The 25,676-nt window shown below is 69.3% G+C and carries 23 protein-coding genes; 16 read left to right on the top strand and 7 right to left on the bottom strand.

Annotation, left to right across the window (positions count from 1 at the left end; all coding sequences use genetic code 11):
• Nucleotides 1–12: 12 nt before the first annotated feature.
• Together ACFXKN_RS02120 and ACFXKN_RS02115 are read right to left on the bottom strand one after the other, a co-directional pair.
• The gene (locus ACFXKN_RS02120; protein ID WP_379432185.1) at nt 13–1,110 is read right to left on the bottom strand and encodes an amidohydrolase family protein; all 1,098 of its coding nucleotides are present in this window, start codon (nt 1,108–1,110) and stop codon (nt 13–15) included.
• Nucleotides 1,110–2,471: a cytochrome P450 gene (locus ACFXKN_RS02115; RefSeq protein ID WP_378949435.1), complete on the bottom strand. Its 1,362-nt coding sequence runs from the start codon at nt 2,469–2,471 to the stop codon at nt 1,110–1,112. The genes ACFXKN_RS02120 and ACFXKN_RS02115 overlap by 1 nt, the downstream gene beginning before the upstream one ends.
• A 333-nt stretch (nt 2,472–2,804) precedes the next feature.
• Between ACFXKN_RS02115 and ACFXKN_RS02110 the strand changes: the two genes are divergently transcribed.
• The 16 genes from ACFXKN_RS02110 (at nt 2,805) to ACFXKN_RS02035 (ending at nt 20,430) form a co-directional block, all read left to right on the top strand.
• Complete coding sequence (locus ACFXKN_RS02110) at nt 2,805–4,448, top strand: FAD-dependent oxidoreductase (RefSeq protein WP_378949432.1); 1,644 nt, start codon at nt 2,805–2,807, stop codon at nt 4,446–4,448.
• Between the two features lie 38 nt (nt 4,449–4,486).
• Nucleotides 4,487–5,350 (top strand): alpha/beta fold hydrolase, encoded by an 864-nt coding sequence (locus ACFXKN_RS02105; protein ID WP_378949429.1) that lies wholly within the window; start codon nt 4,487–4,489, stop codon nt 5,348–5,350.
• Nucleotide 5,351: 1 nt separating this feature from the next.
• Nucleotides 5,352–6,998, top strand: a complete 1,647-nt coding sequence (locus ACFXKN_RS02100) for a bifunctional 3-(3-hydroxy-phenyl)propionate/3-hydroxycinnamic acid hydroxylase (RefSeq protein WP_378949426.1) — start codon at nt 5,352–5,354, stop codon at nt 6,996–6,998.
• Nucleotides 6,955–7,917, top strand: coding sequence for a 3-carboxyethylcatechol 2,3-dioxygenase (locus ACFXKN_RS02095; protein WP_378949423.1), 963 nt, complete (start codon nt 6,955–6,957; stop codon nt 7,915–7,917). The genes ACFXKN_RS02100 and ACFXKN_RS02095 overlap by 44 nt, the downstream gene beginning before the upstream one ends.
• Nucleotides 7,914–9,671, top strand: a complete 1,758-nt coding sequence (locus ACFXKN_RS02090; protein ID WP_378949420.1) for an FAD-binding protein — start codon at nt 7,914–7,916, stop codon at nt 9,669–9,671. The genes ACFXKN_RS02095 and ACFXKN_RS02090 overlap by 4 nt, the downstream gene beginning before the upstream one ends.
• Nucleotides 9,668–10,993, top strand: a complete 1,326-nt coding sequence (locus ACFXKN_RS02085; protein WP_378949417.1) for an LLM class flavin-dependent oxidoreductase — start codon at nt 9,668–9,670, stop codon at nt 10,991–10,993. The genes ACFXKN_RS02090 and ACFXKN_RS02085 overlap by 4 nt, the downstream gene beginning before the upstream one ends.
• A 4-nt stretch (nt 10,994–10,997) precedes the next feature.
• Nucleotides 10,998–11,837, top strand: a complete 840-nt coding sequence (locus tag ACFXKN_RS02080; protein WP_378949414.1) for a coniferyl-alcohol dehydrogenase — start codon at nt 10,998–11,000, stop codon at nt 11,835–11,837.
• A 19-nt stretch (nt 11,838–11,856) separates the two neighbouring features.
• A complete protein-coding gene (locus ACFXKN_RS02075) occupies nt 11,857–12,846 on the top strand; it encodes a cyclase family protein (protein ID WP_379432184.1) in 990 nt (329 codons plus the stop codon).
• A gap of 15 nt (nt 12,847–12,861) precedes the next feature.
• Nucleotides 12,862–13,476 carry an NADPH-dependent FMN reductase gene (locus ACFXKN_RS02070; RefSeq protein ID WP_378949408.1) on the top strand — a complete coding sequence of 205 codons (615 nt, stop codon included), beginning with the start codon at nt 12,862–12,864 and terminating at the stop codon, nt 13,474–13,476.
• Nucleotides 13,473–14,615, top strand: a complete 1,143-nt coding sequence (locus ACFXKN_RS02065; RefSeq protein WP_379432183.1) for a 3,4-dihydroxy-2-butanone-4-phosphate synthase — start codon at nt 13,473–13,475, stop codon at nt 14,613–14,615. Before ACFXKN_RS02070 ends, ACFXKN_RS02065 begins: the two co-directional genes overlap by 4 nt.
• Nucleotides 14,612–15,466, top strand: a complete 855-nt coding sequence (locus ACFXKN_RS02060; RefSeq protein ID WP_378949402.1) for an alpha/beta fold hydrolase — start codon at nt 14,612–14,614, stop codon at nt 15,464–15,466. The genes ACFXKN_RS02065 and ACFXKN_RS02060 overlap by 4 nt, the downstream gene beginning before the upstream one ends.
• 29 nt (nt 15,467–15,495) lie before the next feature.
• Nucleotides 15,496–16,341: an SDR family NAD(P)-dependent oxidoreductase gene (locus tag ACFXKN_RS02055; protein ID WP_378949398.1), complete on the top strand. Its 846-nt coding sequence runs from the start codon at nt 15,496–15,498 to the stop codon at nt 16,339–16,341.
• A gap of 187 nt (nt 16,342–16,528) precedes the next feature.
• Nucleotides 16,529–17,722, top strand: a complete 1,194-nt coding sequence (locus ACFXKN_RS02050; RefSeq protein WP_378949395.1) for an NAD(P)/FAD-dependent oxidoreductase — start codon at nt 16,529–16,531, stop codon at nt 17,720–17,722.
• Entirely contained in the window at nt 17,719–17,913 is a 195-nt protein-coding gene (locus tag ACFXKN_RS02045) for a ferredoxin (protein WP_378949392.1), read from the top strand. The genes ACFXKN_RS02050 and ACFXKN_RS02045 overlap by 4 nt, the downstream gene beginning before the upstream one ends.
• A gap of 94 nt (nt 17,914–18,007) precedes the next feature.
• On the top strand, nt 18,008–19,189 hold the full coding sequence (locus ACFXKN_RS02040; protein WP_378949773.1) for a cytochrome P450: 1,182 nt from the start codon (nt 18,008–18,010) through the stop codon (nt 19,187–19,189).
• Nucleotides 19,190–19,227: 38 nt separating this feature from the next.
• On the top strand, nt 19,228–20,430 hold the full coding sequence (locus ACFXKN_RS02035; RefSeq protein WP_378949389.1) for a cytochrome P450: 1,203 nt from the start codon (nt 19,228–19,230) through the stop codon (nt 20,428–20,430).
• A 351-nt stretch (nt 20,431–20,781) separates the two neighbouring features.
• Here the strand turns inward: ACFXKN_RS02035 and ACFXKN_RS02030 are convergent, their stop codons facing one another.
• From ACFXKN_RS02030 to ACFXKN_RS02010, 5 genes are read right to left on the bottom strand one after another with little or no spacing between them, the layout of a single operon-like run.
• A complete protein-coding gene (locus ACFXKN_RS02030; RefSeq protein ID WP_378949386.1) occupies nt 20,782–21,636 on the bottom strand; it encodes an SMP-30/gluconolactonase/LRE family protein in 855 nt (284 codons plus the stop codon).
• Nucleotides 21,633–22,403, bottom strand: coding sequence for an IclR family transcriptional regulator (locus tag ACFXKN_RS02025; protein WP_378949383.1), 771 nt, complete (start codon nt 22,401–22,403; stop codon nt 21,633–21,635). The genes ACFXKN_RS02030 and ACFXKN_RS02025 overlap by 4 nt, the downstream gene beginning before the upstream one ends.
• On the bottom strand, nt 22,400–23,389 hold the full coding sequence (locus ACFXKN_RS02020) for a hypothetical protein (protein ID WP_378949380.1): 990 nt from the start codon (nt 23,387–23,389) through the stop codon (nt 22,400–22,402). The genes ACFXKN_RS02025 and ACFXKN_RS02020 overlap by 4 nt, the downstream gene beginning before the upstream one ends.
• Complete coding sequence (locus ACFXKN_RS02015) at nt 23,389–24,459, bottom strand: zinc-binding dehydrogenase (protein WP_378949377.1); 1,071 nt, start codon at nt 24,457–24,459, stop codon at nt 23,389–23,391. Before ACFXKN_RS02015 ends, ACFXKN_RS02020 begins: the two co-directional genes overlap by 1 nt.
• The gene (locus tag ACFXKN_RS02010; protein WP_378949374.1) at nt 24,456–25,613 is read right to left on the bottom strand and encodes a mandelate racemase/muconate lactonizing enzyme family protein; all 1,158 of its coding nucleotides are present in this window, start codon (nt 25,611–25,613) and stop codon (nt 24,456–24,458) included. The genes ACFXKN_RS02015 and ACFXKN_RS02010 overlap by 4 nt, the downstream gene beginning before the upstream one ends.
• Nucleotides 25,614–25,676 lie beyond the last annotated feature (63 nt).

Here is a 25,676-nt window from a genome sequence, read left to right as displayed (position 1 = left end):
TCCTTCCTGGAACTAGCTGGGCACCGCGGCGGCGGTGGGGACCTCGATGCCGTAGAGCCGGGCCGCGTTACGCCAGCAGAGCTTGTCGCGCTGCTCGGTTGTCAGGCCCGGCGACAAGGCGCCCAACTCGGTGGCCTGCCAGTGCGGGTAGCTCGAGCCGAACATCACCATGTCGTCCTTGCCGGTGAAACCCAGCCACTCGGCGGCGAATTCGGCGTCTTCAGGTGGGCCGTCGTGGCGGTCCTGAACGAAGAACACGTGGTCGGGCAGATACTCGCTCGGCATCCGCGGTGCCCACGGGGTCTGCTCGAGATGCGGCCTGCCGAAAGTGTCCATCCGCCAGCTGAACGGCGTCAGCAGATCCGCGCCGCCGTCGGCCCAGACGAACCGGAGCTCGGGGAACCGTTCGAAGACGCCCTCGGCGATCATGTTCAGCAGGTGATAGATGTAGTTGAGCGACATGAACCCCAGGTACTGCTCATAGGTCCGGGTGTGGCCCGAGGGCGTGGGCGGGAAGGCGATGCTCTCCCCGGTCTCGATGTGCACCGCCACCGGCAGCCCCGCCGCGGCGGCCGCCTCCCACAGCGGCCAGAATTGCGGTTTGCCGTAGAGCTCGCGTGACTGCAGCGGCACCCCGACCTGCACGATCGACCGATGCTGTCCGTAGCGGGCGATCTCGCGTAGCGCGCCGGGGATGTCCTCCGGGTTGACCCGCAAGGTGCCACGGAACCGGTGCCCGAATTCCTCGTGCTCGAGCCACCGGGTGACCAGCATGTCGTTGTGCGCGGCCAGCACCGCCGAGGTCAGATGCCGGTCGGGCAGGATGCCCCTGGTCATCGGATGCAGGACCGCCACATCCACGCCGCGGTCGGCGAACAGGTGCCCGGCGACCACGGCCGGGTCCGAGCCCGGTGCTCGACGGCCGGGACCCTGTGCGCCGGTGAGGTATTCGCCGCCCGGCGCCCCGTACCAGTCCAGATCCACATCGGGCACGCCCCGGCTCTTGAACGGCTCGCGCAGATGATCGCGCAGATCCCGGTTCGAGGCGAAGAAGATGTGCACGCTCGCATCGATGGACGGGGTGGTCGTGCCGTCGGCGTGGGTGCGCATCAGTCGATCCGGGCCATCTCGGGCCGCACCGTCACCGATGCCGCGAGCTGCTGCTCGTCGCAGATGATCTGGAGTTTGGCCAGGGTCTCGTCGAGGCCGGCACCCAGACGCGGGCCCGGAGTGAACGTGGCGGGCAGATTGCGCATGCCCTGGATGACGCCGATCGTGTCGTAATGCACGGTGCCGGCCGGATCGCAGACGAAGTCGGGCATCCGGTCGAGTACTGCGGTGAGCATCGACTTGAACACCGTGCGCGCCACATTGGACCCGATGCAGCGGTGCACGCCGAGCCCGAAGCTGAAGTGCCGGTTGCCGCGCCGGTCCAGCACGATGTCGTCCGGATCGGGGAACACGGTGGCGTCACGATTGGCCATCGCCCACGACAGCCAGAGCCGTTCGCCTTCTTTGAATTCGGTGCCCTCGATCTCGACGTCGGCCGAGATGGTGCGCCCGTCGCCGGGCGCCGGGGTGAAGTAGCGCAGGAATTCCTCGGTCGCGGGCGCGAGCAGGGTCTCGCGGTCGCGGCTGAGCCGGGCGCGATCCTCGGGATTGGCCGACAGCCACTCGAGTGCGTGCGCGGTGAGCGCGGTGGTGGTGTCGAAACCGCCGCCGATGATCAAGCCGAGCATGCCGAGAAGTTCGAGATCGGGTGCGGGTTCGCCGTCGATGCGCAGTTCGGTGAGCGCCTCGAGCAGGCCGGGGCGCGGATGCTGTTTGACCTCGGCCAGGCTCGTCAGCAGGTCGATTCCCATCGCGCGGTGCAGCTCGGCTACCCGCGCGGCGTCGGGGGAGTCCTCCGGGGTGTACACCGCGGCGTGCACCGGTTCGCTGTAGAGCGACCACTTCGTCAGCGGGATACCGAGCATGGCGAGCGTGAGCACCGCGGGCACGACATTGGCGAGGTCGTCGACGAAATCGATACGGCCCGACTCGATCTTCTCATCGAGCGCGGCCCGCACGATCTCGTCGATCACCGGTTCCCAGCGGCGCACCGCGGCCGGGGACAGGTACGGGTTGAGCACCTGCCGGTAGAGCCGGTGCTCGGGATCGTCCATCTCGAGAATCCCGCCGCGCACGAGTTGCGCGCGCTGGGCGGTGGGAATCGAGATGCCCTTGTACCCGTTGCGTTCGCCGTTGAGGTCGTGGTCGTTGGACACGTGCGGGCAGCGGGCGAGCTCGAAGACCGCGTCGGCCCCCGCCGCCACCCAGTGGCCGTCGTAGGTATCGGTCCAGGCGACCGGGCACTTGGCGTGCAGGTCGTGGGTGATCTCGGTGAAGCGGTGCCGGTATTCCGGGGTGTGCCGGTCGAAGTGGTATCGGTTCGCCTTGCGGTCCCGGTCGGCGGCATCGTCGATGCTCACGGATGCTCTCCTGTTCCAGCGCAGCTGTCGCGCGATCGGAGCGGCACGACAGGGAAGTCCGTGCAAGAACATCACTTGCCGGATAGGAGAACCGTACTCTTAACCGACGTTTCGCCGCAAGCGATAGCTCGCGATTGCTGCGTGGGCCCGCATCATCTGCGGTCGGCGAATCCGGGGTATGCGGCTCCGAGAGGGCTGCTCATTCACCAGATCTGCGAAAAGATTGCGGCGCCTGCCTTCGGAGAATAACATTCTCTTCACATGATAATTTGAATCTCGCCAGGTGCTGCCGCCCCTGGTCGGGTGACGGCGGCCGACAAGGAGAGCGGGACAGTGACTTCGCAGCAGGATCCGTCGACCGTCGCGTGGGACACCGAGGTCGATGTCGTCGTTCTCGGCAGCGGTGCGGCCGGCCTCACCGCGGCACTGAGCGCGGCGACCGCGGGCGCGTCGGTGGCGGTGTTCGAGAAGGCGCCGACCGTCGGCGGCACGAGCGCGGTCTCCGGCGGTATCGCCTGGATTCCCGCGCACGACCGGGCCGAGGGCGAACCGCTGACCGTCGCGGACGCGATGGCCTATCTGCGCGCGCAGTCCTTCGGCTCCATGGACGAGGACCTGGTGCGGACCTTTGTCGAAACCGGTGCGGCCACCATGGCTTTCGTCGAGGAACACAGCAGTGTGCGCTTCGAGATCGCCGACGGATTCCCCGACTACAAGCCCGAACTGCCCGGCGGTAAGCCGGGCGGCGGCCGGTCGCTGAGCCCGGTCGCCTTCGATCTGGCCGAGCTCGGCCCGTGGCGAGATCGCCTCACCACCTTCCCGGCCGACTGGAGCAATGTCGGCTTCGACGCCGAGACCAGGGCCCGACTGCACGCCTCGGTGGGCGAGGACAGCACCGCCGACCTGTGCGTAGCGGGCACCGCCCTGGTAGCCGGCCTGCTCGCGGGTGTACTCGCCGCGGGCGTGGTACCGCGCACCGGTGCCCGCGCGGTCGAGCTGATCGCCGCCGACGGCACCATCGCGGGCGTCCGGATCGCCACGGCGGCAGGCGATTCCACCGTGCGCGCCCGCCACGGCGTGATCCTGGCGACCGGCGGCTTCGAGTGGGACCCGGTCCTCACCCAGACCTACCTGCGCGGACCCATGCGCGGCCCGGTCTCACCGCCCAACAACACCGGCGACGGCCTGCGGATGGCCATGGCGCACGGCGCGGATCTGGGCACCATGAGCGAGGCCTGGTGGGTGCCGGTGGTGCAGATCCCCGGTGACACCATCGACGGTCATCCGCGCAGCCGCAGCGTCCGGCTCGAACGCACCAGACCGCGCAGCATCATGGTCAACCGGCACGGGCGTCGCTTCGTCAACGAGGCCGCGGAGTACAACTCGATGGCCGGTGCCTTCCACTACCTCGACCCGCGCGACGGTTACGTCAACGATCCCGGCTGGATCGTCTTCGACGCCGAACACTTGCGCCGCTACGGCTTCCTCGGTGTCGCACCGGGTGAGCCGGTGCCCGCCTGGTTCAACGAATCCGCTGACCTGGCCACCCTGGCCGCGCGCATCGAGGTCGATGCCGACGGCCTGGCCGCCACCGTGACCGGCTGGAACCGCGATGTCGCGACGGGCCACGATCCGGGCTTCGGCCGCGGCGCGAGCGCCTACGACGGTTGGTGGGGCGACCAGGACGCCACGACCGCGGTGGGCCGCACCCTCGGCCCGATCGATACCGGGCCCTACTACGCGGTCCCGGTGACGGTCGGTGCGATGGGCACCAAGGGCGGGCCGCGCACCGACCGCGACGGCCGGGTGCTGCACGTGGACGGCTCGGTCATCCCCGGGCTGTTCGCCGCGGGCAATGCCATGGCCGGGGTCACCGGGCGGGCCTACGGCGGCGCTGGCGGCACCATCGGCCCCGCCATGGTGTGGGGCCACCGGGCCGGGCACGCCGCGGCGACCGGCAAGCCGGTGGAGTGCTGAGCGCAGTGAACAGTCAACGGGCAGAGGGAGTGACGAAGTTGTCCGAGCACGAGAGCGTGTGGAGCGACCTGCAGGGCGTGCCGTTTACCCAGGGGTACCTCGATGTCGGCGGGGTACGCACCCGCTACCTGCACGCGGGCGCCGACGATCTGCCCACCCTGGTGCTGCTGCACGGGTCCGGCGGGCACGCGGAAGCCTACGTCCGCAATCTGGCCGCCCACGCCGCGCACTTCTCCACCTGGTCGATAGACATGCTCGGCCACGGTTACACCGGTAAACCCGGTCACGCACTCGAGATCGCGCACTACGTCGACCATCTCATGGCCTTCCTCGACACCATCGGGGTGCGGCAGGCGTCGCTGAGCGGCGAATCGCTGGGCGGCTGGGTGGCCGCGCGCGCCGCCATCGACCACCCCGACCGGGTCGACCGCCTGGTGCTCAACACCGCGGGTGGCTCCCAGGCCGACCCCGAGGTGATGCGCCGCATCGTCACCCTGTCGATGGCCGCGGCCGTCGAACCCACCTGGGAGACGGTGCAGGCACGGATCACCTGGCTGATGGCCGACAAGTCCAAGGACTACGCCGATCTGGTCGCCAGCAGGCAGCGCGTCTACCGGCAGCCGGGGTTCGCGGCCGCGATGCACGACATCATGGCGTTGCAGGATCCGGTGATTCGGGAGCGGAACCTGTTGGGGGAGAAGGAATACGGGCAGATCACCGCGCCCACCCTGGTGGTGTGGACCAGCCACGACCCGACCGCCGATGTGGCCGAGGGACGGCGGATGGCCTCGATGATCCCCGGTGCGCGGTTCGTGGTGATGCAGAACTGCGGGCACTGGCCGCAGTACGAGGACGCCGCGACCTTCGACGCCCTGCACCTCGACTTCCTGCTCGGGGCCTGAGATGGCCGACACCGACGTCCTCATCGTCGGCGCGGGACCGGTCGGCCTGACGCTGGCCAACATCCTGGGCGCCGCCGGCGTGCGCACCCTGGTGGTCGAGGAGCGCGCCACGCTGATCGACTACCCGCGCGGTGTCGGACTCGACGACGAGTCGCTGCGCACCTTTCAATCGATCGGCCTGATCGAGGCGATCCTGCCGCACACCACCCCGAACCAGATCATGCGTTTCGTCGATGGCAGGCGCCGCCTGCTCGCCGAGATCGCGCCGACGGACACCTCGTTCGGCTGGCCCAAGCGCAACGGTTTCGTACAGCCGCTCGTCGACGCGGAGCTGCTGGCCGGGCTCGACCGGTACCCCTGCGTCGAGGTGCGGTGGTCGGCGCCGGTGGGGTCCTGTGTCGACAAGGGCACACACGTCGACGTCGGGATCGTCACCGAGAACGGCCCCGATGTCGTCCAGGCCGGGTACGTCGTCGGGTGCGACGGTGGGCGCAGCGTCACCCGCAAGGCGATGGGCGTGAGCTTCGACGGCACCACCTCACCGACCCGGTGGCTGGTGGTCGACCTCGCCGCCGACCCGCTCGGCCACCCCAATATCGAGGTCGCCGCCGACCCGGCCCGACCGAACGTGTCGGTGTCGATCGCGCACGGAATCCGCCGCTTCGAGTTCATGATCCACGACGACGAACCCGACGAACTGGCCGAGGATCCGGCGTTCCTGGCCCGGATGACAGCACCGCTGGTGCCCTATCCCGAGCGACTCGACATCATCCGCCGGCGCGTCTACACCCACCACTCGCGCATCGCGGGCGCCTTCCGCGTCGGCCGGATGCTACTGGCCGGGGACGCCGCGCATCTGATGCCGGTCTGGCAGGGACAGGGCTACAACAGCGGTATCCGCGACGCGGCGAATCTGGGCTGGAAACTGGCGGCCGTGGTGACCGGCCGGGCCGATGCGTCCCTGCTCGGCTCCTACGACACCGAACGCCGCACCCATGCCCGCGCCATGATCGACCTGTCCACCCTCGTGGGGCGGGTCATCTCACCGACCGACCGTCGCGTCGCGGCGATCCGGGACGTCCTCGTGCGGGCCGCGGCGGCGATCCCCCCGGTGCGCAGCTATGTGCTCGGTATGAAGTTCAAGCCGATGCCCCGCTACGACCGAGGTGCGGTGGTGCACCGCTGGTCGCGGTCGGAGCCGTCACCGGTCGGGACACTGTTCGTCCAACCGGTGGTGCGCACCAGGACTCAGCCGGAGGTGCTGCTCGACGAGGTGCTCGGCCCGTGGTTCGCGGTGCTGTGCTGGAACAACGACCCGCGCGCGGTGCTCGGCGACGAGGTGTTCGCGCGCTGGCGGGAATTCGGCGCCCGGTTCGTCGCGGCCCGGCCCGCTACCCAATTGTCCTGGGCCGGACAGGATCACGAGGACGTGACGGTCGTCGGTGACCGCACCGGCGCGCTCAAACGCTGGTTCGACGGCCAGGCCGACTCGGTGATCTTCCTGCGCCCGGACCGGGTCGTCGCCGGGTCCTCCATCGCGCAGTTCGCGCCCGAACTCGGCGCCGCGCTGCTCGACACCTTCGCCTCGACTCGAGGAGGTCTCGATGCCGTTGGCCGTGTGCTGCGTCTCGCACAGCCCTCTCCTTGATCTGCCCGGCCCTGAGCTGGAGCTGCGCACCGAGATCGGGGCAGCCCTGGACGAGGCGGCCCGCTTCGTGCGCGAGTTCGACCCCGAGCTGGTGGTGACCTTCGCACCCGACCACTACAACGGCTTCTTCTACCGGACCATGCCCCAATTCTGTCTCGGCACAGCCGCTTCCGGTGTCGGCGACTACGGCACCCACGCCGGACCACTCGACGTGCCGGCCGCACTGGCGACCGAGCTCGCCGAGGCGGTCCTCGCCGCGGGCGTCGACCTGGCGGTGTCGACGGCGATGGATGTCGACCACGGCACCGTGCAGCCCCTGGAACGGCTGCTCGGCGCGGCCACCGCCCGCCCGGTGATCCCGATCTTCGTCAACGCGGTCGCCGTTCCGCTCGGGCCACTGGACCGGGCACGGGCACTGGGCGCCGCGGTCGGCGCGTTCCTGTCGACCCTCGACGCGCGGGTCCTTGTCCTCGGATCCGGTGGCCTGTCCCACGACCCGCCGGTGCCGCGCCTGGCCACGGCGACCGGCGCGGTCCGCGACCGGATCGTGCACGGCGGGCCGATGTCGGCCGAGCAGCGCGCCGCCCGCAGCGCCGCGGTGGTCGAGGCCGCCCGCGAGTTCGCGGCGGGCGAGGGCACCCTGCGACCGCTGAACCCACAGTGGGACAACGAATTCCTGACCCTGCTCGACGAGGGCAGGCTCGCCGAGTTCGCGAACTGGGACAACGCGGCCATCACCGCCGCCGCGGGCAATTCCGCCCACGAGATCCGCACCTGGGTCGCGGCGTTCGCGGCGCTGGCCCAGCAGGGCCCGTACCGGACACCGGTGCGCTACTACCGGGCCGCCCCCGCGCTCATCGCCGGTTTCGCGGTGCGCGCCGCCGTCCCGGACCCCACGACGAAGGAGGGCCGCGCGTGACCGCCGACTCCGCACCGGACCCACAGTCCGCCACCACATTCGACGAAGAGGTCGACGTCCTGATCGCCGGCTCCGGCGGCGGCGGGCTCACCGCCGCGCTGAAAGCCGAGGCCGAGGGACTGTCGGTGCTGATCGTCGAGAAGGGCGCCGCCTACGGCGGCTCGACCGCCCTGTCCGGCGGCGGCATCTGGGTGCCCAACGCCCCCGCCCAGCGCCGTGCCGGCTTCGCCCTCGACCCTGACGATGTCGTGGCCTACCTGGAGCAGATCACCGAGGGCATGGTCGACACCGCGCGCCTGCGCGGCTACGTCACCAAGGCCCCAGAAATGATGGAGTTCCTCGAACTCCGCAGCCGCTGGCTGGAATTCGTCTGGAAGCCCGGCTACGCCGACTACTACCCGGAACTGCCCGGCGGCTCCGTGCAGGGCAGCACCATCAATGTTCCGCCCATCGACCTGCGCGAACTCGGCGAGGACGAGAGCACCCTGCTCGCGCCACTGGCACTGGCTCCCAAAGGTATCTGGTTGGGGCCCAAGGACTTGCGGCTGTTCTACCAGGTCCGGCAGAACTGGCGCGGCAAAGCGATCCTGCTGAAGCTGATCTGGCGGATGGTGCGCGCGCACGTGTTCGGCGACCGCATCGTCACCATCGGCCAGTCCCTGGTGGCACGGCTGCGCCTGGCACTGCGCGAACACGGTGTCCCGCTGTGGCTGAACGCCCCGATCACCGCCCTGCACACCGAGGACGGCCGGGTCGTCGGCGCGACCGTGGAACGCGACGGCACCCCGGTGCGGGTGCGGGCGCGGCGCGGGGTGATCCTGGCGACCGGCGGCTTCGACCACGACACGGCCTGGCGCACCACCGAACAGCCTGTGGTGGACCAGGACTGGAGCTTCGGCAACAAGCTGGCCCTCGGCGACGGCATCCGCCTCGGTCGCGAGGCGGGCGGTGACACCGCGCTGATGGACGAGGCCTGGTGGTTCCCGGCGATCCAGTGGCCCGACGGCCGGCTGCAATTCATGCTCAACGAACGGATGATGCCCGCCCAGTTCATGGTCAACGGCACCGGCGAGCGTTTCATCAACGAGGCCGCGCCCTACATGGACTTCGGCCACGCCATGATCGACGGCCAGAAGTCCGGGATCACCCACATCCCGTGCTGGCTGATCACCGACCACCGCTCCTGGAAGCGCTACGTCATCGGCGGCCACCTGCCGATCCCGAAGATCCCCCTCGCACCGGTACCGACCGGTTACACGATCCCCGCCGCCTGGCTGGCATCGGGCGTCGTCAAAACCGCCGACAGCTGGGCCGCGCTCGCCGCGCAGATCGATGTCTCGGCAGAAGCGTTGCAGTACACGGCGACTCGCTTCAACAAGCTGGCCGAAGCGGGCCATGACGACGACTTCGGCCGCGGTGACAGCGTCTACGACAACTACTACGGCGACCCCACCCTGCTGAACCCGAACCTGCACCCGATCGGTAAACCGCCCTACTACGCCTTCCGCGTCATCCTCGGCGACCTCGGCACCTCGGGCGGCTTGCGCACCGACGAGCACGCCAGGGTCCTGCGCGCCGACGGTACCGCGATCGCGGGCCTGTACGCGGTCGGCAACACCGCGGCCGCGGTCATGGGCCGCAGCTACGCGGGCGCGGGCGCGACCATCGGCCCGGCCATGACCTTCGGCTACATCGCCGCCGAGCACCTGACGCAGCACCCGGCACCCGCCGACACCTCTGGAGGTACCCGATGAAAATTTCCCTCTTCTACGAATTCGCGCTGCCGCGGCCGTGGACCGACGACGACGAGTACCAGATGTTCCAGGACGGCCTGGACGAAGTCGAACTCGCCGACAAGGCCGGTTTCTCGACGGTCTGGCTCACCGAGCACCATTTCCTGGAGGAGTACTGTCACTCCACCGCACCGGAGATGTTCCTGGCCGCCGCGAGTCAGCGCACCGAGAACATCCGCCTCGGCTTCGGCATCATGCACCTGCCGCCGGCGATCAATCACCCCGCCCGCGCCGCCGAACGCGTCGCCACCCTCGACCATCTGTCCAATGGCCGGGTCGAATTCGGCACCGGCGAATCGTCCTCGGTCGGTGAGCTCGGCGGGTTCGCCATCGATCCGGCCGACAAGCGCACCCAGTGGGAAGAGGCGTTGCAGGTCACCGTGCGCTGCCTGACCGAGGCACCGTTCACCGGTTTCAAGGGCAACCACATCGAGATGCCCGCGCGCAATGTCATCCCCAAGCCGCGCCAGACCCCGCACCCGCCGCTGTGGGTGGCCTGCACCCGGCCCTCCTCGGTACAGATGGCGGCCCGGATGGGTATCGGCGCACTGAGTTTCGCCTACACCGGACCCGAAGCGCTGGGTGAGCGGGTGCGCGGCTATTACCAGGAGTTCGAGGACCACGCGGCGCCGATGGTGCCGCAGATGAACCCGAACATCCTCGCCATCGGCGGTGACCTGTCGATGATGGTCGCCCCCACCGACGAGCAGGCCATCGAGCGCCTCGGCGTCGGCGGCGGGTTCTTCTCCTACGGGATCATGCATTACTACATGACCGGCATGCACACCCCCGGCCGGACCGAGGTGTGGCAGTCCTACCTCGACGCGGTGAAGGAGGACCCGTCCGTCGCCTACGGCCCCGGCCGCGGCGCGATCGGTTCACCCGACACCGTGCGCGAATTCCTGCGCGGTTACGAGGCCAGCGGTGTCGACGAGATCATCCTGCTGCTCAACCCGCGCAGCCACGAGGCCACCATGGAATCGCTCGAGATCATGGGCAGGGAGGTCCTGCCCGAGTTCATCGAACGCGACAAGATCGCCGTCGCCGCGAAGGCCGAGCGGATGGCGCCGATCCTGGCGAAGGCCGAGGCCCGGCGCGTGCCGATGCCCTCGCCCGCCTTCGACGAGGACTACGCCTTCGGCGGTCTGCCCACCGGTCGCGGCGGGACCTTCACCGCGGGCGAGATCCCCGAGGCGATGGCCGAGATCGAAGAGGGCCAGAAACAGGCCGCGGCCCGGCTCGAAGAGCAGCAGCGGCAACTGGAAGAACGCGGCCGGGCCTGAGCCGATGGAAACCTTCGAGCAGCGATGCCGATTCGACGGGCAGCGGGTGGTGGTCACCGGCTGCGCGTCGGGGATCGGCGCGTGCGTCGCCGCCGAGGTGTCGCGCCTCGGTGCGCGGGTCGTCGGCGTCGACCTGCGCGAACCCGGCCGCGACGACGTGTTCGACGAATTCGTCGCGATGGACCAGGGCGACCCCACCTCCGTCGACGCCGCGCTCACCCGGATCGGGGGCGCCGTCGACGCGCTGTTCAATGTCGCGGGGGTGTCCTCGGGCATCGGCGACCCGCACCAGGTGGTCGCGGTGAACTTCCTGGGTCTGCGCCAGTTCACCGAGGCGATCGTCGCGGGCATGGCGCCCGGTGCGGCGGTCGTCTCGGTGTCCTCCCTCGCGGCCTCGGCCTACCACGAGAACCGTTGGGACACTGCGGGATTGCTCGACACCACCTCCTTCGCCGACGGTCTCGCGTGGTGTGCCGAGCATCCGGAGATCGTCGCCGACGGCGGCGGCTATCGCCTGGCCAAAGAGGCACTGATCCTCTACACAATGCGGCGGTCGGCCGACCTGGCCGCCGCGGGCATCCGGATGAACTGCACCGGGCCGGGCGTTACCGACACCCCGATCCTGGATCAACTGCGCACCGCCTACGGCTCGCAGTACCTCGACAGCATCCCGAAACCGCTCGGCCGCTCCGCGGATCCGGCCGAGCAGGCCACGGCACTGCTGTTCCTCAACAGCCGGGCGGCCGCCTACATCACCGGCCAGGTGCTGTGGGTCGACGGCGGCACGCTCGCCGCCCGGCTGGCGAACGAACTGGCCGGCCCCGCCCCGGCCACCCGGCAATAACTGGAAGGAATCCACCGCCGTGGCAACTCTCACCGATTTCCACTCCCTCGCCGAGCGGGTCCGCAACTGGGGCCGCTGGGGCGCCGACGACGAACTGGGCACCCTGAACTTCATCACCCCGGCCAAGATCGCCGCCGCCGCCGGACTCGTCCGGCACGGCAAGGTCTTCCCGCTCGGCATCGACTTCGGCTCCAGCGGCCCGCAGGGCGCCTTCCAGTTCCGGCAGAACCCCACCCACGTGATGACCGTCGACGGCGGCGATGCCAGGACCCTGGCCGAATACGGCCCGAAGTGGTTGCGCAACAGCGTCGCAGGCGAACTGAGCAGCTTCTTCGCCGACAATCCGTTCCGCTTCAACGACGACATGATCATCATGCCGCTGCAAGCCGCCACCCAGTGGGACGCGCTGTCGCACGTCTACTACGCCGACCAGCTCTACAACGGATTCCCCGCCGAATCGGTCACCAGTCAGGGCGCTTTCCACTGCGGCATCGACAAGGTCGACGGCAAAGGCATCACCAGCCGTGGCGTGCTGCTGGACCTGGTGCGCTACCGCGGCGCGGACACCTACCTCGCGCCGGGCGCGCCCATCACCGCCGACGAACTCGACGAATGCGCTGCCCGCCAAGGGGTCACCATCGAATCCGGTGACATCGTGCTGGTGCGCACGGGCTGGTGGGACCGCTACCTCGAGGCGCGCGACGGTGCCGAACCGTACTCCGGCCTGGACTGGACCTGCGCGCTGTGGCTGCACGAACACGAGGTCGCCGCGGTGGCCGCCGACAACCTGATGGTCGAGGACCCGGCTTCCGGCGTCGAGGGCACCTTCCTGCCACTGCACATGCTCTGCCTGCGCGACATGGGCCTGATGCTCGGCGAGTACTGGGACTTCTCCGCGCTGGCCGCCGACTGCGTCGCCGACGGGGTCTACGAATTCCAGCTCGTCGCACCGCCGTTGCGCGTCATCGGCGCGGTCGGGTCGCCCCTGAACCCCATCGCGATCAAGTAAGCGAGGTCGAAGACCATGACAGTCAGCACGACGAGCGCGACCGCAGCCACGCCGGTCGCCGACGGACGCCCGTTCGTTGTCGGCATCGGTGGCACCCTGCGCGAGGACTCCTCGACCGAACGCGCGCTGCGGCACTGCCTGGCCGCGGTGGAGCGGCGCGGTGGGCGCACAGCCCTGTTCAGCGGCACCGATATCGATCTGCCGATGTACAGCCCGCACGAACCGGACCGCACCCCGCGCGCGGCCGCCCTGGTCGAGGCACTGCGGCAGGCCGACGCCGTGCTCGTCGGGTCGCCCGGCTACCACGGCGGGGTATCCGGCCTGGTGAAGAACGCGCTCGACTACATCGAGGACATGCGCGCCGACACCACGGTGTACCTGGACAACAAGCCGTGGGGCTGCATCACCTGCGCCTACGGGTGGCAGGCCGCGGTCGGCACACTCGGCCAGCTGCGCGTCATCGGTCACGCCCTGCGCGCCTGGCCGACCCCGATCGGGGTGGCGATCAACTCGGCCGAACCGATCTGGGACGCCGAGGGCGCGCTCACCGACACCGGCATCGAGGCGCAGCTGGACCTGCTCGCCGGGCAGCTGCTGTCCTTCGTCCCCGCCGGCGGCGGCCTGTCATGAGCGAGAACCGCACGGAGACCGGGCATCTGGCGGTATCCACCGCACTGACCGCGCTGCGGGCGGGCCGCATGATCATCGTCGCCGACCCGGCCGCCGAAGGGGTGCGCGGGCACCTGGTGCTGGCCGCCGAACACGTCACCGCCGCCGCGATCACCGTGCTGAGCAGTCTGGGTTGCGGACTGGTGCAGGTCGCCCTGCGCGCCGCCACCCTCGACGCTCTCGCCGTTCCGCCCGCGGATCCGGCGGGCACCGGCCCCGACCGATCGCGCTACCGGGTCTCGGTCGGCCTGGCCGGCGCGGCCGGGATCCGCGCCTCCCAGCGCGCGGCCACCGTGCGCGCCCTCGCCTCGGTCGATGCTCGCGCCGCCGAATTCGCCAGGCCGGGAAACGTTTTCCCGCTCGGCACCGCCGCCGACGGGGTACTGGAACTCCCCGAGATCCCGGAGGCCGCTGTCGATGTCACCGAACTCGCCGGGCTGCGGCCCGTCGGGGTGCTGTGCGAGATCACCGGCGCCGACGGCGAGTATCCGACTTGGACGGAACTGGCCGAACTCGGCCGCGCTCACGAATTGCCGATGGTCTCGGTGGCGGAGTTGATCGCCTACCGGCGTCGCGAGCTGTGCCGGGTCACTCGCCACGGTGCCGCGCGAATCCCGGTGCCGCTCGGACAGTTCCGGGCCATCGGGTTCACCGACGGTCTCGACCGCGAACACGTCGCCTTCGTCCACGGCGATCCCGCTCGCGCGAGCGCGCCCCTGGTGCGGCTGCACTTCGAATGCCTCATCGGTGATGTTCTCGGATCGCGGGCGTGCGGTTGCCGCGACGCGCTGCACGGCGCGATCGCACGGATCGTGGCCGACGGCTGCGGCGTGCTGATCTATGTGCGCGCCGGCGCCACCGCGATCGGCGACACGCTCCGGGCGAGTAGCCACAGTGGGGAATCCTCTGCGCCACAGGCACATCCGGTGGGTCACAGTGATCTGCAGTCCGCCTTCGACATCCTCGACGACCTCGGCATGCGGGAGATCAGGCTGCTCACCGAACCCGGCGAGACCCACGCCGTACCCGCCCACCTCCGGGTCGCGGCCCGGATCCCCCTGTCCGCGGTGGCCGCCGGACGAACGGAGCGTGCCTCATGAGCCCCGAGTACCGCCGCCTGATCGTCGACGGCCACGACACCGCCTACTTGGACACCGGCTCCGGCGAGCCGGTCGTGCTGCTGCACGGCGGCGAGTTCGGCGCCGACGCCGCCCTCGGCTGGGAACACACCGTCACGGCACTGGCCCGCCGGCACCGCGTCATCGCCCCGGACATGCTCGGCTACGGCCGCTCGGCCAAGGTGGTCGACTTCACCGACGGTCGCGGACTGCGCATCCGGCACGTCGCGGCCCTGCTCGACCTCCTCGGTATCGGCACCGCGCACTTCGTCGGCAACTCGATGGGCGCGATCAACCTGCTGGTCGACCAGACCTCCGCGCGGCCCCGGTTGCGGGCGCGCAGCATGGTCGCGCTGTGCGGCGGCGGCGACATCCTGCGCAACGCGCACGTCGACGCGCTCTACGACTACGACGCCACCGTCGACGGCATGCGCCGCATCGTGGCCGCACTGTTCCACTCGGGCGCCTATCCCGCCGACGTCGACTACGTGCGTCGCAGGCACGAGTCCAGCCTCGCCCCCGGTGCGTGGGAAGCCCTGGCGGCGGCGAGATTCCGGCGACCGGGCGCGGCGGCACCAGGCACCCCGTCCAGCGACCGCGACTACGACCGGATCACCGTGCCCACGCTGTTCGTCGAAGGCGCGGGCGACAAGCTGCTGCCCGCGGGCTGGGCGAGCGAACTCGCCGACCGGGTGCGGCGGGGGAGCAGCGCCGTGATCGACGGCGCGGGCCACTGCCCACAGATCGAGCGGCCCGCCGCTGTCAACGCACTGCTGCTGGACTTCCTCGCCCGGCACGCCGACGCCGCCGACATTCCCGTCGCGGCGCGGTGACCCGGGGATTTCGGAGAAAAGGAGAACACATGGCCGACGAGCTGGCAGGCAAGGTCGCCGTCGTCACCGGCGGCGCCTCCGGGATCGGTGGGGCCGTCGTGGCGAGATTCGTCGCGGAAGGCGCCCGGGTGATCGTCGGTGACGTCGATGCGGACCGGGGCCACGCCTCGATCGAGAACTACGGTGCGGCAGCGGTGTTCGAGACGGTCGACGTAGCGGACCCCGGTCAGGTCCGCCGACTGGTCGACCGGGCCGTCAACGTCTACGGCCGCCTGGACGTGGTCTGCAACAACGCCGGCGTCTCCGGGGTCATGCACAAGGACTTCCTGCACGACGACCTCGGCGACTTCCACCATGTGCTCGGGGTGAACCTGCTCGGCGTCATGGCGGGCACCCGTTTCGGCGCAGCGCACATGGTCGACGGAGGTGGATCGATCATCAACATGTCGTCCATCGGTGGCATCCAGGCCGGCGGCGGTGTGCACAGCTACCGTGCCTCCAAGGCCGCGGTCATCCACTTCACCAAGTCCGCGGCGATCGAACTGGCACAGTATGGGATCCGGGTCAACTGCATCGCCCCCGGCAGCATCCCGACCCCGCTGCTGGCCTCCTCCGGGCAGTCGATGCCCCCGGAGGTCCTGGAACGGTTCACTCGGATGGTGCGCGAGAACATGCGCGAGGACCGGCCGCTGCCCGACGACGGCCGCCCCGAGGATGTGGCCGAGGTCGCCCTGTACTTCGCCGGCGACCGCTCCCGTTACGTCACCGGCACCGTACTGCCGGTCGACGGCGGCACCGTCGCAGGAAAACCGTTGCGGCACAAGAAGAACCACAGTTCCTCGAGCGAACCGGCCGCGCAGGGGAGCCTGCGGTGAGGGGCGTAACGGAGACGCGGGCGGACCGGGCGATCGCCCGGATGGCTGCGGTGGGGCGGGACGTTCGTTGGACGAGGTGTGCCGGATCGCCGCGTGGGCAGCTCGTTGTGGTGGGCGGAGGCGATGGTGCGGCGAGAGGTCGCGGACTGTCGTCTGAGCCCGTCGCCGTGGTGGTCGGAGGTGTTCGATGAAACGGAATACCGGCGTGCTGGTGGTAGGCGCCTCGGCCTCGGGCCTGGCCACCGCAGAAGCCCTGCGCCGCGCGGAATATCCGGGGCGCATCACTCTGCTGGGCGCCGAAGCGCACCTGCCCTACGACCGGCCACCGCTGTCCAAACAGGTCCTCTCCGGTCAGTGGCGCCCCGAGCGCACCCTGCTGCGGCCGCCACGGCAGCTGGCCGGTCTCGACCTGGACCTGATCCTGGACACCCCCGCGCTCGGCCTGGACGCGGCGACCCGGACCGTGCGCACGGCGCGGGGAGCCATCATCGCCGACCACATCGTGATCGCCACCGGCGCCAGCCCACGGACCCTGCCCGACTCGCGCGGACTGCGCGGCGTGCACGTCCTGCGCACCCTCGACGACGCCCTCGCCCTGCGCGACGGGTTGCGCACCGCGCAGCGGGTCGTGGTCGTCGGGGAAGGTGTCCTCGGCAGCGAGATCGCCGCCACCGCACGTGAACTCGGCCGCGAGGTCACCCTGTGCGGGCCGCTCGAAGCGCCCATGGCCGGGCAGCTCGGCCCGCTGGTCTCGAGCCTGCTCGCCGATCTGCACCGCGCCAACGGGGTTCGTCTCGCATTGGGCGCGGCGGTGCAGGGACTCACCGAATGCGACGGCGCGGTCACCGGCGTCGCCCTCGCCGACGGCACCGTGCTGCCCGCCGATCTGGTCGTGGTGGCCATCGGCGCGGCACCGGCCACCGGCTGGCTCGACGGCAGCGGCCTGACCCTGCGCGACGGTGTCGTCTGCGACCCGTATTGCCGTGCCGCCGAAGGGGTCTACGCCGCGGGTGACGTCGCGCGCTGGCGCCATCCGGTGCTCGGCACCGAGGTCCGGTGGGAGAACCGCACCAACGCCACCGAGCAGGCCGCGACCGTCGCCGCCGCCATCGCGGGCACCCCCCGACCGCACGCGCCGATCTCGTACTTCTGGACCGACCAGTTCGCCACGAAGATCCAGGTCCACGGCACCGTCACCCGCGACGCGGACGTCGAGATCGTCGACGGTGACCCGGCCGCGGGCCGGTTCGTCGTCCGCTATACCCGCGACGGCGTCGTCACCGCGATCCTCGGCTGGAACATGGCCAAGCAGTCCAGGATCCGCCGCCAGGAATTGATCGACGGGCAGCCGCTCGTCCCGAGCGAGAGCAGGTCCCGATGAAGGTCACCGTAGACCAGGTCAAGTGTGTGGCCGCCGGCCATTGCGTCATGCACGCGGTGGAGGTGTTCGACCAGCGCGACGAGGACGGCATCGTCGTGCTCCTCGACGACACGCCACCGGCCGAACTCGCCGACGACGTGCGCCAGGCCGCCGCCGTCTGCCCGGCCATGGCCATCCACATCGAGGAATGAACGTGCGGCGCCCGCGTGGCGCCCGGAGAAGGAGACAACCGTGTCCGAAACCTCGGCCGAGACGACCGCCACCGCGGCGGCCCCGGACTACCCCATGCTGCGCGCCGCGGGCTGCCCGTTCGCGCCGCCCGCCGAAACCCTCGAACTGGGACGGTCCGCACCGCTGCACCGGGTCCGGATCTGGGACGGCAGCACCCCGTGGCTGGTCACCGGATACACCGAGTACAAGCAGCTCATGTCCGATCCGAACGTAAGTGTCGACGACCATCAGCCGGGGTTCCCGCATTGGAACGAGGGCATGGTCGCGATCAAGGACAGCAGGCCGAAATCGGTGTTCACCACCGACGGCGCCGAGCACCAGCGCTACCGCCGCATGCTCACCAAACCGTTCACGTTCAAACGGGTCGAGGGCCTGCGCCCCGCCATCCAGCAGATCACCGACGAGCATCTGGACCGGCTGCTGGCCGGGCCGAAACCGGCGGATCTGGTCGAAGCGCTCGCCCTGCCGGTACCGACCTTGATGATCAGCGAGATGCTCGGCGTGCCCTACGAGGACCACGAGTTCTTCCAGCGGCACGCCAGCGTGAACGTGGACCGGTTCGCCACCAAGGAGCAGGCCGCGCAAGGCCGGGCCGGACTGGCGCGCTACCTGATCGAATTGATCAAGCGCAAGCTCGACGAGCCCGCCGAGGACGTGGTCACCGATATCGCCGAGCGCGTCCGCGCGGGTGAGATCGACATGCGCGAAGCCGCCCAGCTGGGCACCGGGCTGCTCATTGCCGGGCACGAGACCAGCGCCAACATGATCTCCCTCGGTGCCCTGGCCCTGCTGCAGAACCCCGCGCAGTTCGCGCTGCTGCGCGACACCGAGGACCCGGCGATCGTGAAGAACGCGGTCGAGGAACTGCTGCGCTACCTGAGCATCATCCAGAACGGGCAGCGGCGGGTCGCGGTCGGCGACATCGTGATCGGCGGCGAGACCATCCGCGCCGGCGAAGGCCTGATCTTCGATCTGGCCCCGGCCAACTGGGACGAAAGGGAATGGGCCGCACCGGATCAGCTCGACATCGCCCGCCCCGCCGCCCACCATCTCGGCTTCGGGTTCGGCCCGCACCAGTGCGTCGGCCAGCAGCTGGCCCGCGCCGAACTGCAGATCGTCTTCCGCACCCTGGTGCGCCGCCTGCCCACCCTGCGCCTCGCGGTTCCGCTCGACGAGGTCGAGTTCAAACACGACCGGCTGGCCTACGGCCTGTATTCGCTACCCGTCACCTGGTGACCGATTCCCATTCCCGACTCCTGTGAGGGGTGATCCTTGTGACCGTCAGCGCCACCAACGCCGCGTTCTACGATCCGTACGATGTCGAGCTCAACGCCGACCCGTACCCCATGTTCAAACGGCTGCGTGACGAACAGCCCCTGTACTACAACGAAACCCACGACTTCTACGCGATGAGCCGCTACGACGACGTCAACGCGGGTTTGCTCGACAAGGACACCTACAGTTCGGCGCGCGGCGCCATCCTCGAACTGATCAAGGCGAACATCCCGATCCCGCCTGGCGTGCTCATCTTCGAGGACCCGCCGGTGCACGACATCCACCGCAGGCTGCTGTCGCGGATGTTCACCCCGCGCAAGATCGCGGCACTGGAAGACCAGATCCGCCAGTTCTGCGCCGACAGCCTCGACCCGATCGCCGGCACCGGCCGCATCGACTTCGTCGCCGATATCGGCGCGCAGATGCCCATGCGCACCATCGGCCTGCTGCTCGGCATCCCGGAGCAGGATCAGGAGGCCATCCGCGATTTCGCCAACGACCAGATGCGCACCGAGGAGGGCCGGCCGATGAAGGCCGCCTCCGAGGGCCTCACCGGCGGCGACCTGTTCGCCGCCTACATCGACTGGCGCGCCGAACATCCCGCCGACGACATCATGACCGAATTGCTCACCGTCGAATTCGAGGACGCGGACGGGAAATACCGGCACCTGACCCGGGAGGAACTGCTCACCTACGTCAATGTCGTCTCCGGCGCGGGCAACGAGACCAGCACCCGCCTGATCGGCTGGGCCGGCAAGGTCCTGGCCGAACACCCCGACCAGCGCAAGGCCCTGGTCGAGGACCCGCGCCTGATCCCCAAGGCGGTCGAGGAACTGCTGCGCTTCGAACCGCCCGCCCCGCATGTGGCGCGCTACGTCACCCGCGATACCGAGGTGCACGGTCGCGTCGTGCCCGAAGGCAGCGTCATGATGATGATCATCGGCGCAGCCAACCGCGACGAACGCCACTTCGCCCCCGACGGCGACATCTTCGACATCCACCGCCCCACCCGCCCCCACCTGTCCTTCAGCGCAGGCACCCACTACTGCCTCGGCTCAGCCCTGGCCCGCCTCGAAGGCCGCATCGCCCTCGAGGAAATCCTGCGCCGCTTCCCCGAATGGGACGTGGACCTCTCCGCCGCCCGCCTCTCACCCACCTCCACCGTCCGCGGCTGGGAGTCCATGCCCGCTTCCACTCGCTGACCTCGCCTGGCGCGAACGCATGCGGCAAGCCCGGTTCGCACCGAACGAGGACCGTGCCGGCGGACCGGACAACCTGCCGCGACTGTGCGCAGTACTGCCGCAGCGATCCCGCGACCGGCGGCCGGTACGTCGCTGAGCGGCCGGGGTGGCGCGGCCACGGTGGTTGACTCGTGGTGTGCCATCCGGGTCGACAGTTTCGGAGTGATGGGACGAGGGCGTGACAGTGGTCGCAGGCCAGTTCGCGTTCGGCGGCAGCGGCGATCTGTGACGGTACAACCTTCGTACTCCGCTTCCGTGGCGGCCGGCGATGGCGCGCTTGTCCGCGAGGTTGTTTCGGGTGTCGCGGACATGTCATCCTGAGTAGAGCGGTTGAGGTAAGCCGTGGCCGATGCCGGGGATTACCAGCAGGGAGCCGTCCTGTTGGGTGGGTGTGGTCAGTCCGGTGCGGGCGGTGGTGATGTAGAGATCGGTCAGTGCGTTACCTGCGAAGGCGCAGGATGTAGGGCGGGTGACCGGCAGCGTCAGGATCCGGTCGAGACGCCCGGAGGGGGTGTAACGGCGCAGGGCGGCACCGTCCCACAGGGCAACCCAGATCGCGCCGTCCGCGTCGACCGTGAGTCCATCCGGTATCCCGCATCCTGGTTCGAGTACGACCAGAGGTTCGCGGTCGGTGAGGTGGCCGTCGTGGTATGTGAAGGTGTCGATGCGGCGGGTGGGCGAGTCGATGTAGTACATCCGCCGGGTGTCCGGACTCCACCCGATGCCGTTACTGACAGTGACGTCGTCGAGGACCACCGTCGTGTCGCCGCCAGGAGTGGTGCGGGTGAGAGCTCCCCGTCCAGGTGCCTCGTCGTAGCGCATGGTGCCTGCCCACAGGTATCCGTCGGGTGCGACAGCGGCATCGTTGCCGCGCCGGCCTGGGGTGGGCGCATGGTGAAGCCAGTCGAAACCGCCTCGGGCAGTGTAAGTTCCGATGCCGTCGCGGAGGTTGACGACGAGTCCGCCGTCGCGGCGTGGTTTGGCTGCCCCGACGTGCTGGTCGGTGGTGATCGTCTCGACGACGCCGGTGACGGGGTCGAGGCTGTGGATGCGGGAGGCGAGGATGTCGACCCACAGCAGTCGCTGCCGCACGGGATCCCAGGTGGGGCCTTCGCCGAGTTCGGCATCGATGGCCAGTGCTTCGTGCACGGCCGGTCGCCCGGTCACGGTACTGTGCCGCGGAAGCCGAGGCGTTCGGACAACTCGGCCGCGCCCGCGATGACCAGTTCCTGTAGTTCTGCGCGTCGTTGGCCCGACCATCGGATGGAGGGCACGGAGATCGACATGGCGGCGACGACGTTGCCGGTTCGGTCGAGCACTGGGGCGGCGATGCAGGAGACGTCGGGGTTCGATTGGCATTCCTCGATCGCGACGCCGCGGTGTTGTGTCTCGGCGAGTTCAACGAACAGGGCGGCCGGATCGGTGACGCTGTTGGGTGTCATGGCTGTGAGGGTGCGCCCCTCAGGATAGAGCTGTCGCAGACGCTCGTGCGGTAGTGACGCGAGCAGCATCTTGCCGACCGCGGTGCAGTGGGCGGGGAGCCGACGGCCGGCGGCCGATACCATTCTGACGGTGTGGGTGGAGTCGGCCTTGGCGATATAGATGACGGAGGTGTCCTCGAGAGTCGCCACGTGGACCGTTTCCTTGCATAGCCCGCTGGTTCGCTGAGCTGCGTGCTCGCCTTCGGAGATGAGGTCGATCTGGTCGGCGTAGCGGCTGCCCAGTTGATGGGTGCGCACTCCCAGGCGGTAGCGGCCGTTGCCTGCGGGTTCGAGGTAGCGTCGCGTGACGAGAGTGCTGATCAGTTCGTGGACGGTGGTTCTCGGGAGTTGCAGTGCCGCGACGATTTCCGGCGCCGACAGCGCGTCACGGTCGGTGAGGAAGAGCTCCAGAATGTCGAGGGCTCGGGTGACGGCGGGAACGAGTCGGCTCATCGGTGCAGGGTCTTCATGACAGTGTGATCGGGCACGGGGAATCGTCCGAGCTCGCCCGGAAGGCGAGCACCCAGCGGTGACATGCCGTCCACGGCGCCGAGTCGCTCGAGCAGATCAAGTACGAGCCGTCCGCGGCGGACACGTTCGCGGGCGGTGGCCAGGACTGTCTCGCGCAGGTGTGCGCCGGCGGGATATATGCCGGGGGCCTTGGACAGGCCGAACTTCAGGTATACCGGTGCGCCGCGGCGGATGAGTTCGGCCGCGTCGTACATGCGGACGTAGCCGCCGAGATCATCGGGTGTTTCGATGTAGATATCGAGCGGGACTCGGGCCGCGGATCGGATTTCGGTCAGGTGCTCGAGCGAGAGGTCCGAGGGAATGTTGATCGAGTCGGCACCGAGCCGCTCGTAGACGGTGACCGAGGCCGGGTTGACCGGGCCGATCAACGCGGAAACCTTGAAGGTGGTGTCGGCGGGCAGTAGGCCGTTGTCCCGCAGCCGGTGCAGCACCCACAGCACCCCTTCGTCGGCGACGAGAATGCATCGCACGCCCAGTTCGGTGGCGCGTACCGCATCTTCGACGCAGCCGGCGACCGCACGATGACCGACGGCGCGCGGCCCGGTACCACCGGCCGGCGTCGAGGCGCCCGCGGCGATATCCCAGGTCCCACGAGGGCCGGTGAACAGGCACAGTTCGATGTCGTGTGCGGTGCAGGCGGCGACCATTTCGGTGATCTCGGCATCGGTCAGCATCCAGATGCCGCTGCCCTGACTGATCCGGTGGATGGGGACCGACAACCGCTGTGACTCGTTCAGTACTTCGTGTAGTGCGGCGGGGCCCTCGACCGACGGGATTTCGGTGCGCCAGGTTCCGCCGTCGGGGAAGGCGTGCGGCGAGGCCTGGTCCATGGCGGGCGCAGGGCCGCCGAGTCCGAGGGCGTCCAGGTGCGGTTGTCCCGGCTGTCGGTGGCTGGTGGGGGTGTGCATCAAATCCTCTTTCGGTGAGCGGGTGCCGCGGCGGCGCCGGTAGTGGTGGCGGCGCGGCCGGGATGCAGCAGCACCTTTCCGACGGCCGGATCGCCAGCGCTGACCAGGTCGATGGCGGTCCGGAACTCGGACAGGGCGAATTGGTGGGTGATCAGGGGCAGCGGGTCCAGGATCGCGGCGTTGAAGGCGCGCACTGCGTGCGACCATGCTTGGGGTGGGGCGCCGAAGACCGTGCGCACTTGGATCCGGCGGGTCACCAAGTCAGTCGGATCCAACCCGATCGCGTTGCTTGCGGGGATGCCCGTCAATACCAGGCGCCCGCCGCGGCGGAGCAACCTCACTGCCGCTGCAGCACTGCCGGCGCCGCCCGCCGCTTCGAGGACGATGTCGAATTCGCCGGGGCCGGCGAGTTCGTCGTGGCGCCGAAAGTGTGTCGCTCCGAAACCCAGCGCTGTGTGCGCGTGATCGTGATGGATCCCGACTGCCAACAGTTCCCTTGGGCCCGATGCCGCGAGGAGTTGCAGTGCGAGCAACCCCAGGGTGCCCGTTCCGACGACAGCGACACGGTCGCCAGGTTGCGTTCGGCATTGCAGCGCTGCCGCGGCTGCGCAGGCGGCCGGTTCCAGGAGGGCCGCCGCGGTCAGGTCGGCGTTGTCGTCGAGGGTATGCAGCAGGTCGGCGGGCAGGGTGAGTGTGGCTGCCATCGCGCCGGGCATGGTGAACCCGGTCTCCTCGTACCCCCCAGCGCACAGGGTGGTTTCGCCCGCTCGGCAGCGGTCGCAGCGACGGCAGCTGCGAAAGCCCTCGCCGACGACCTTGCGGCCGACCAGATCGTCGGGCACCGCCGCGCCGACAGCTTCGACGACTCCGGACCATTCATGGCCAGGTACCACGGGATAGCGGACGTACTCGCTCGGTCTGGTGCCGTGGAACAGTTCGCGATCACTGCCGCAGATCCCGACTGCATGCACCCGGACCAGCGCCTCCCCGTGCCCGGGCGGGAGCGGGTGGTGGTGTTCGAGGGTGAATTCGTGCGGGCACATGACCACGAGGGCTTGATCGCCGATCATCGGCGTGCCCGTGGTGCGCGTTTCTCCCAGCCCTCGGCCCACAGGTCGAAATGCGCGCTCTGCTGGGGGAACTCGGCTGCGGCGTCGGCATCGAACTCCACACCGAGGCCGGGGGAGTCGGTGCGGTGGAAATAGCCGTCGACGACCTCGGGAGCTCCCTTGACGATGCCCTTGATCCGGTCGTCGGCGAAATCGTTGAAGTGCTCGAGGATCTTGAAGTTGGGCGCGCAGAATCCGACCTGTAACGATGCCGCGGTCAGGACCGGACCGCCCACGTTGTGGGGAGCTACCAGCAGGTAATAGGTCTCGGCCGTGGCGGCGAGCTTGCGTGTTTCCGCGATACCGCCGATATGGCCGAGATCAGGCTGGATGATGTCAGCGGCCTGGTTCTCGAACAGTTCCCGGAACTCGATGCGGTCGTGGATGCGTTCGCCGGTGGCGATCGGGATATCTGTCTTGCTGGCGACTTTGCGCAGTGCCGCGAGGTTCTCCGGCGGGATCGGTTCCTCCAGCCAGGCGGGCCGCATCGGCGCCATCTCCCGCGCCAGGCGCACCGCTGTGGCCGGGTTGAAGCGGCCGTGCATTTCCAGCATCAGCTCGGTGTCGGGTCCGATCGCGTCTCGGACGGCTTCGATCAATCCGACGGCTGTCATCGTCTCATCGTGCGACAACTCGAAACGGCCTGCGCCGAAGGGGTCGATCTTGAGTGCCCGATACCCGCGCGCCAGCACCGTCCGCGCGGCGTCGGCATAGGCCTGCGGTGTCCGTTCGGTGGTGTACCAGCCGTTGGCGTAAGCCTTGACCTTGTCGGTGACCGCGCCCCCGAGCAACTGCCAGACCGGGACACCCAGCGCCTTGCCCTTGATATCCCAGCATGCGGTCTCCACGCACGCGATGCCGGACATCACTATTTCACCCGCGCGCCCGTAGTCGCCGTATTTCATGCGGCGCACCAGGTCCTCGACGGCGAAAGGGTCCGAGCCGATGATGTGGTTGGCGGCGGCTTCGTTCAAGTAGCCGCGCAGCGCGTCCGTGTGACCGAGCATCCGTGTTTCACCGACGCCGGTGAGGCCCTCGTCGGTGTGTACGACCACATAAGTCAGATTCCGCCAGGGTGTGCCGATGACGTGCGTGTCCAGCCGGGTGATCCGCATCCACAATTCCTTTGGTTCGATATTTCGAACGGGGTCCGATATATCGACCGTAGCAGGAACGGC

The organism is Nocardia sp. NPDC059195 (assembly GCF_042754695.1).
In the GTDB taxonomy this organism is placed as follows: Bacteria; Actinomycetota; Actinomycetes; order Mycobacteriales; family Mycobacteriaceae; genus Nocardia.
This window is presented reverse-complemented; position numbering and strand designations above follow the sequence as displayed.

Coding starts and splice junctions, on each gene's coding strand:
- ACFXKN_RS02020 (WP_378949380.1), bottom strand. CDS start 23,389: ATGCACACCCCCACCAGCCACCGACAGCCGGGACAACCGCACCTGGAC.
- ACFXKN_RS02025 (WP_378949383.1), bottom strand. CDS start 22,403: ATGAGCCGACTCGTTCCCGCCGTCACCCGAGCCCTCGACATTCTGGAG.
- ACFXKN_RS02120 (WP_379432185.1), bottom strand. CDS start 1,110: ATGCGCACCCACGCCGACGGCACGACCACCCCGTCCATCGATGCGAGC.
- ACFXKN_RS02055 (WP_378949398.1), top strand. CDS start 15,496: ATGGCCGACGAGCTGGCAGGCAAGGTCGCCGTCGTCACCGGCGGCGCC.
- ACFXKN_RS02015 (WP_378949377.1), bottom strand. CDS start 24,459: ATGATCGGCGATCAAGCCCTCGTGGTCATGTGCCCGCACGAATTCACC.
- ACFXKN_RS02040 (WP_378949773.1), top strand. CDS start 18,008: ATGCTGCGCGCCGCGGGCTGCCCGTTCGCGCCGCCCGCCGAAACCCTC.
- ACFXKN_RS02010 (WP_378949374.1), bottom strand. CDS start 25,613: ATGCGGATCACCCGGCTGGACACGCACGTCATCGGCACACCCTGGCGG.
- ACFXKN_RS02100 (WP_378949426.1), top strand. CDS start 5,352: ATGGCCGACACCGACGTCCTCATCGTCGGCGCGGGACCGGTCGGCCTG.
- ACFXKN_RS02060 (WP_378949402.1), top strand. CDS start 14,612: ATGAGCCCCGAGTACCGCCGCCTGATCGTCGACGGCCACGACACCGCC.
- ACFXKN_RS02095 (WP_378949423.1), top strand. CDS start 6,955: ATGCCGTTGGCCGTGTGCTGCGTCTCGCACAGCCCTCTCCTTGATCTG.
- ACFXKN_RS02065 (WP_379432183.1), top strand. CDS start 13,473: ATGAGCGAGAACCGCACGGAGACCGGGCATCTGGCGGTATCCACCGCA.
- ACFXKN_RS02070 (WP_378949408.1), top strand. CDS start 12,862: ATGACAGTCAGCACGACGAGCGCGACCGCAGCCACGCCGGTCGCCGAC.
- ACFXKN_RS02045 (WP_378949392.1), top strand. CDS start 17,719: ATGAAGGTCACCGTAGACCAGGTCAAGTGTGTGGCCGCCGGCCATTGC.
- ACFXKN_RS02080 (WP_378949414.1), top strand. CDS start 10,998: ATGGAAACCTTCGAGCAGCGATGCCGATTCGACGGGCAGCGGGTGGTG.
- ACFXKN_RS02085 (WP_378949417.1), top strand. CDS start 9,668: ATGAAAATTTCCCTCTTCTACGAATTCGCGCTGCCGCGGCCGTGGACC.
- ACFXKN_RS02050 (WP_378949395.1), top strand. CDS start 16,529: ATGAAACGGAATACCGGCGTGCTGGTGGTAGGCGCCTCGGCCTCGGGC.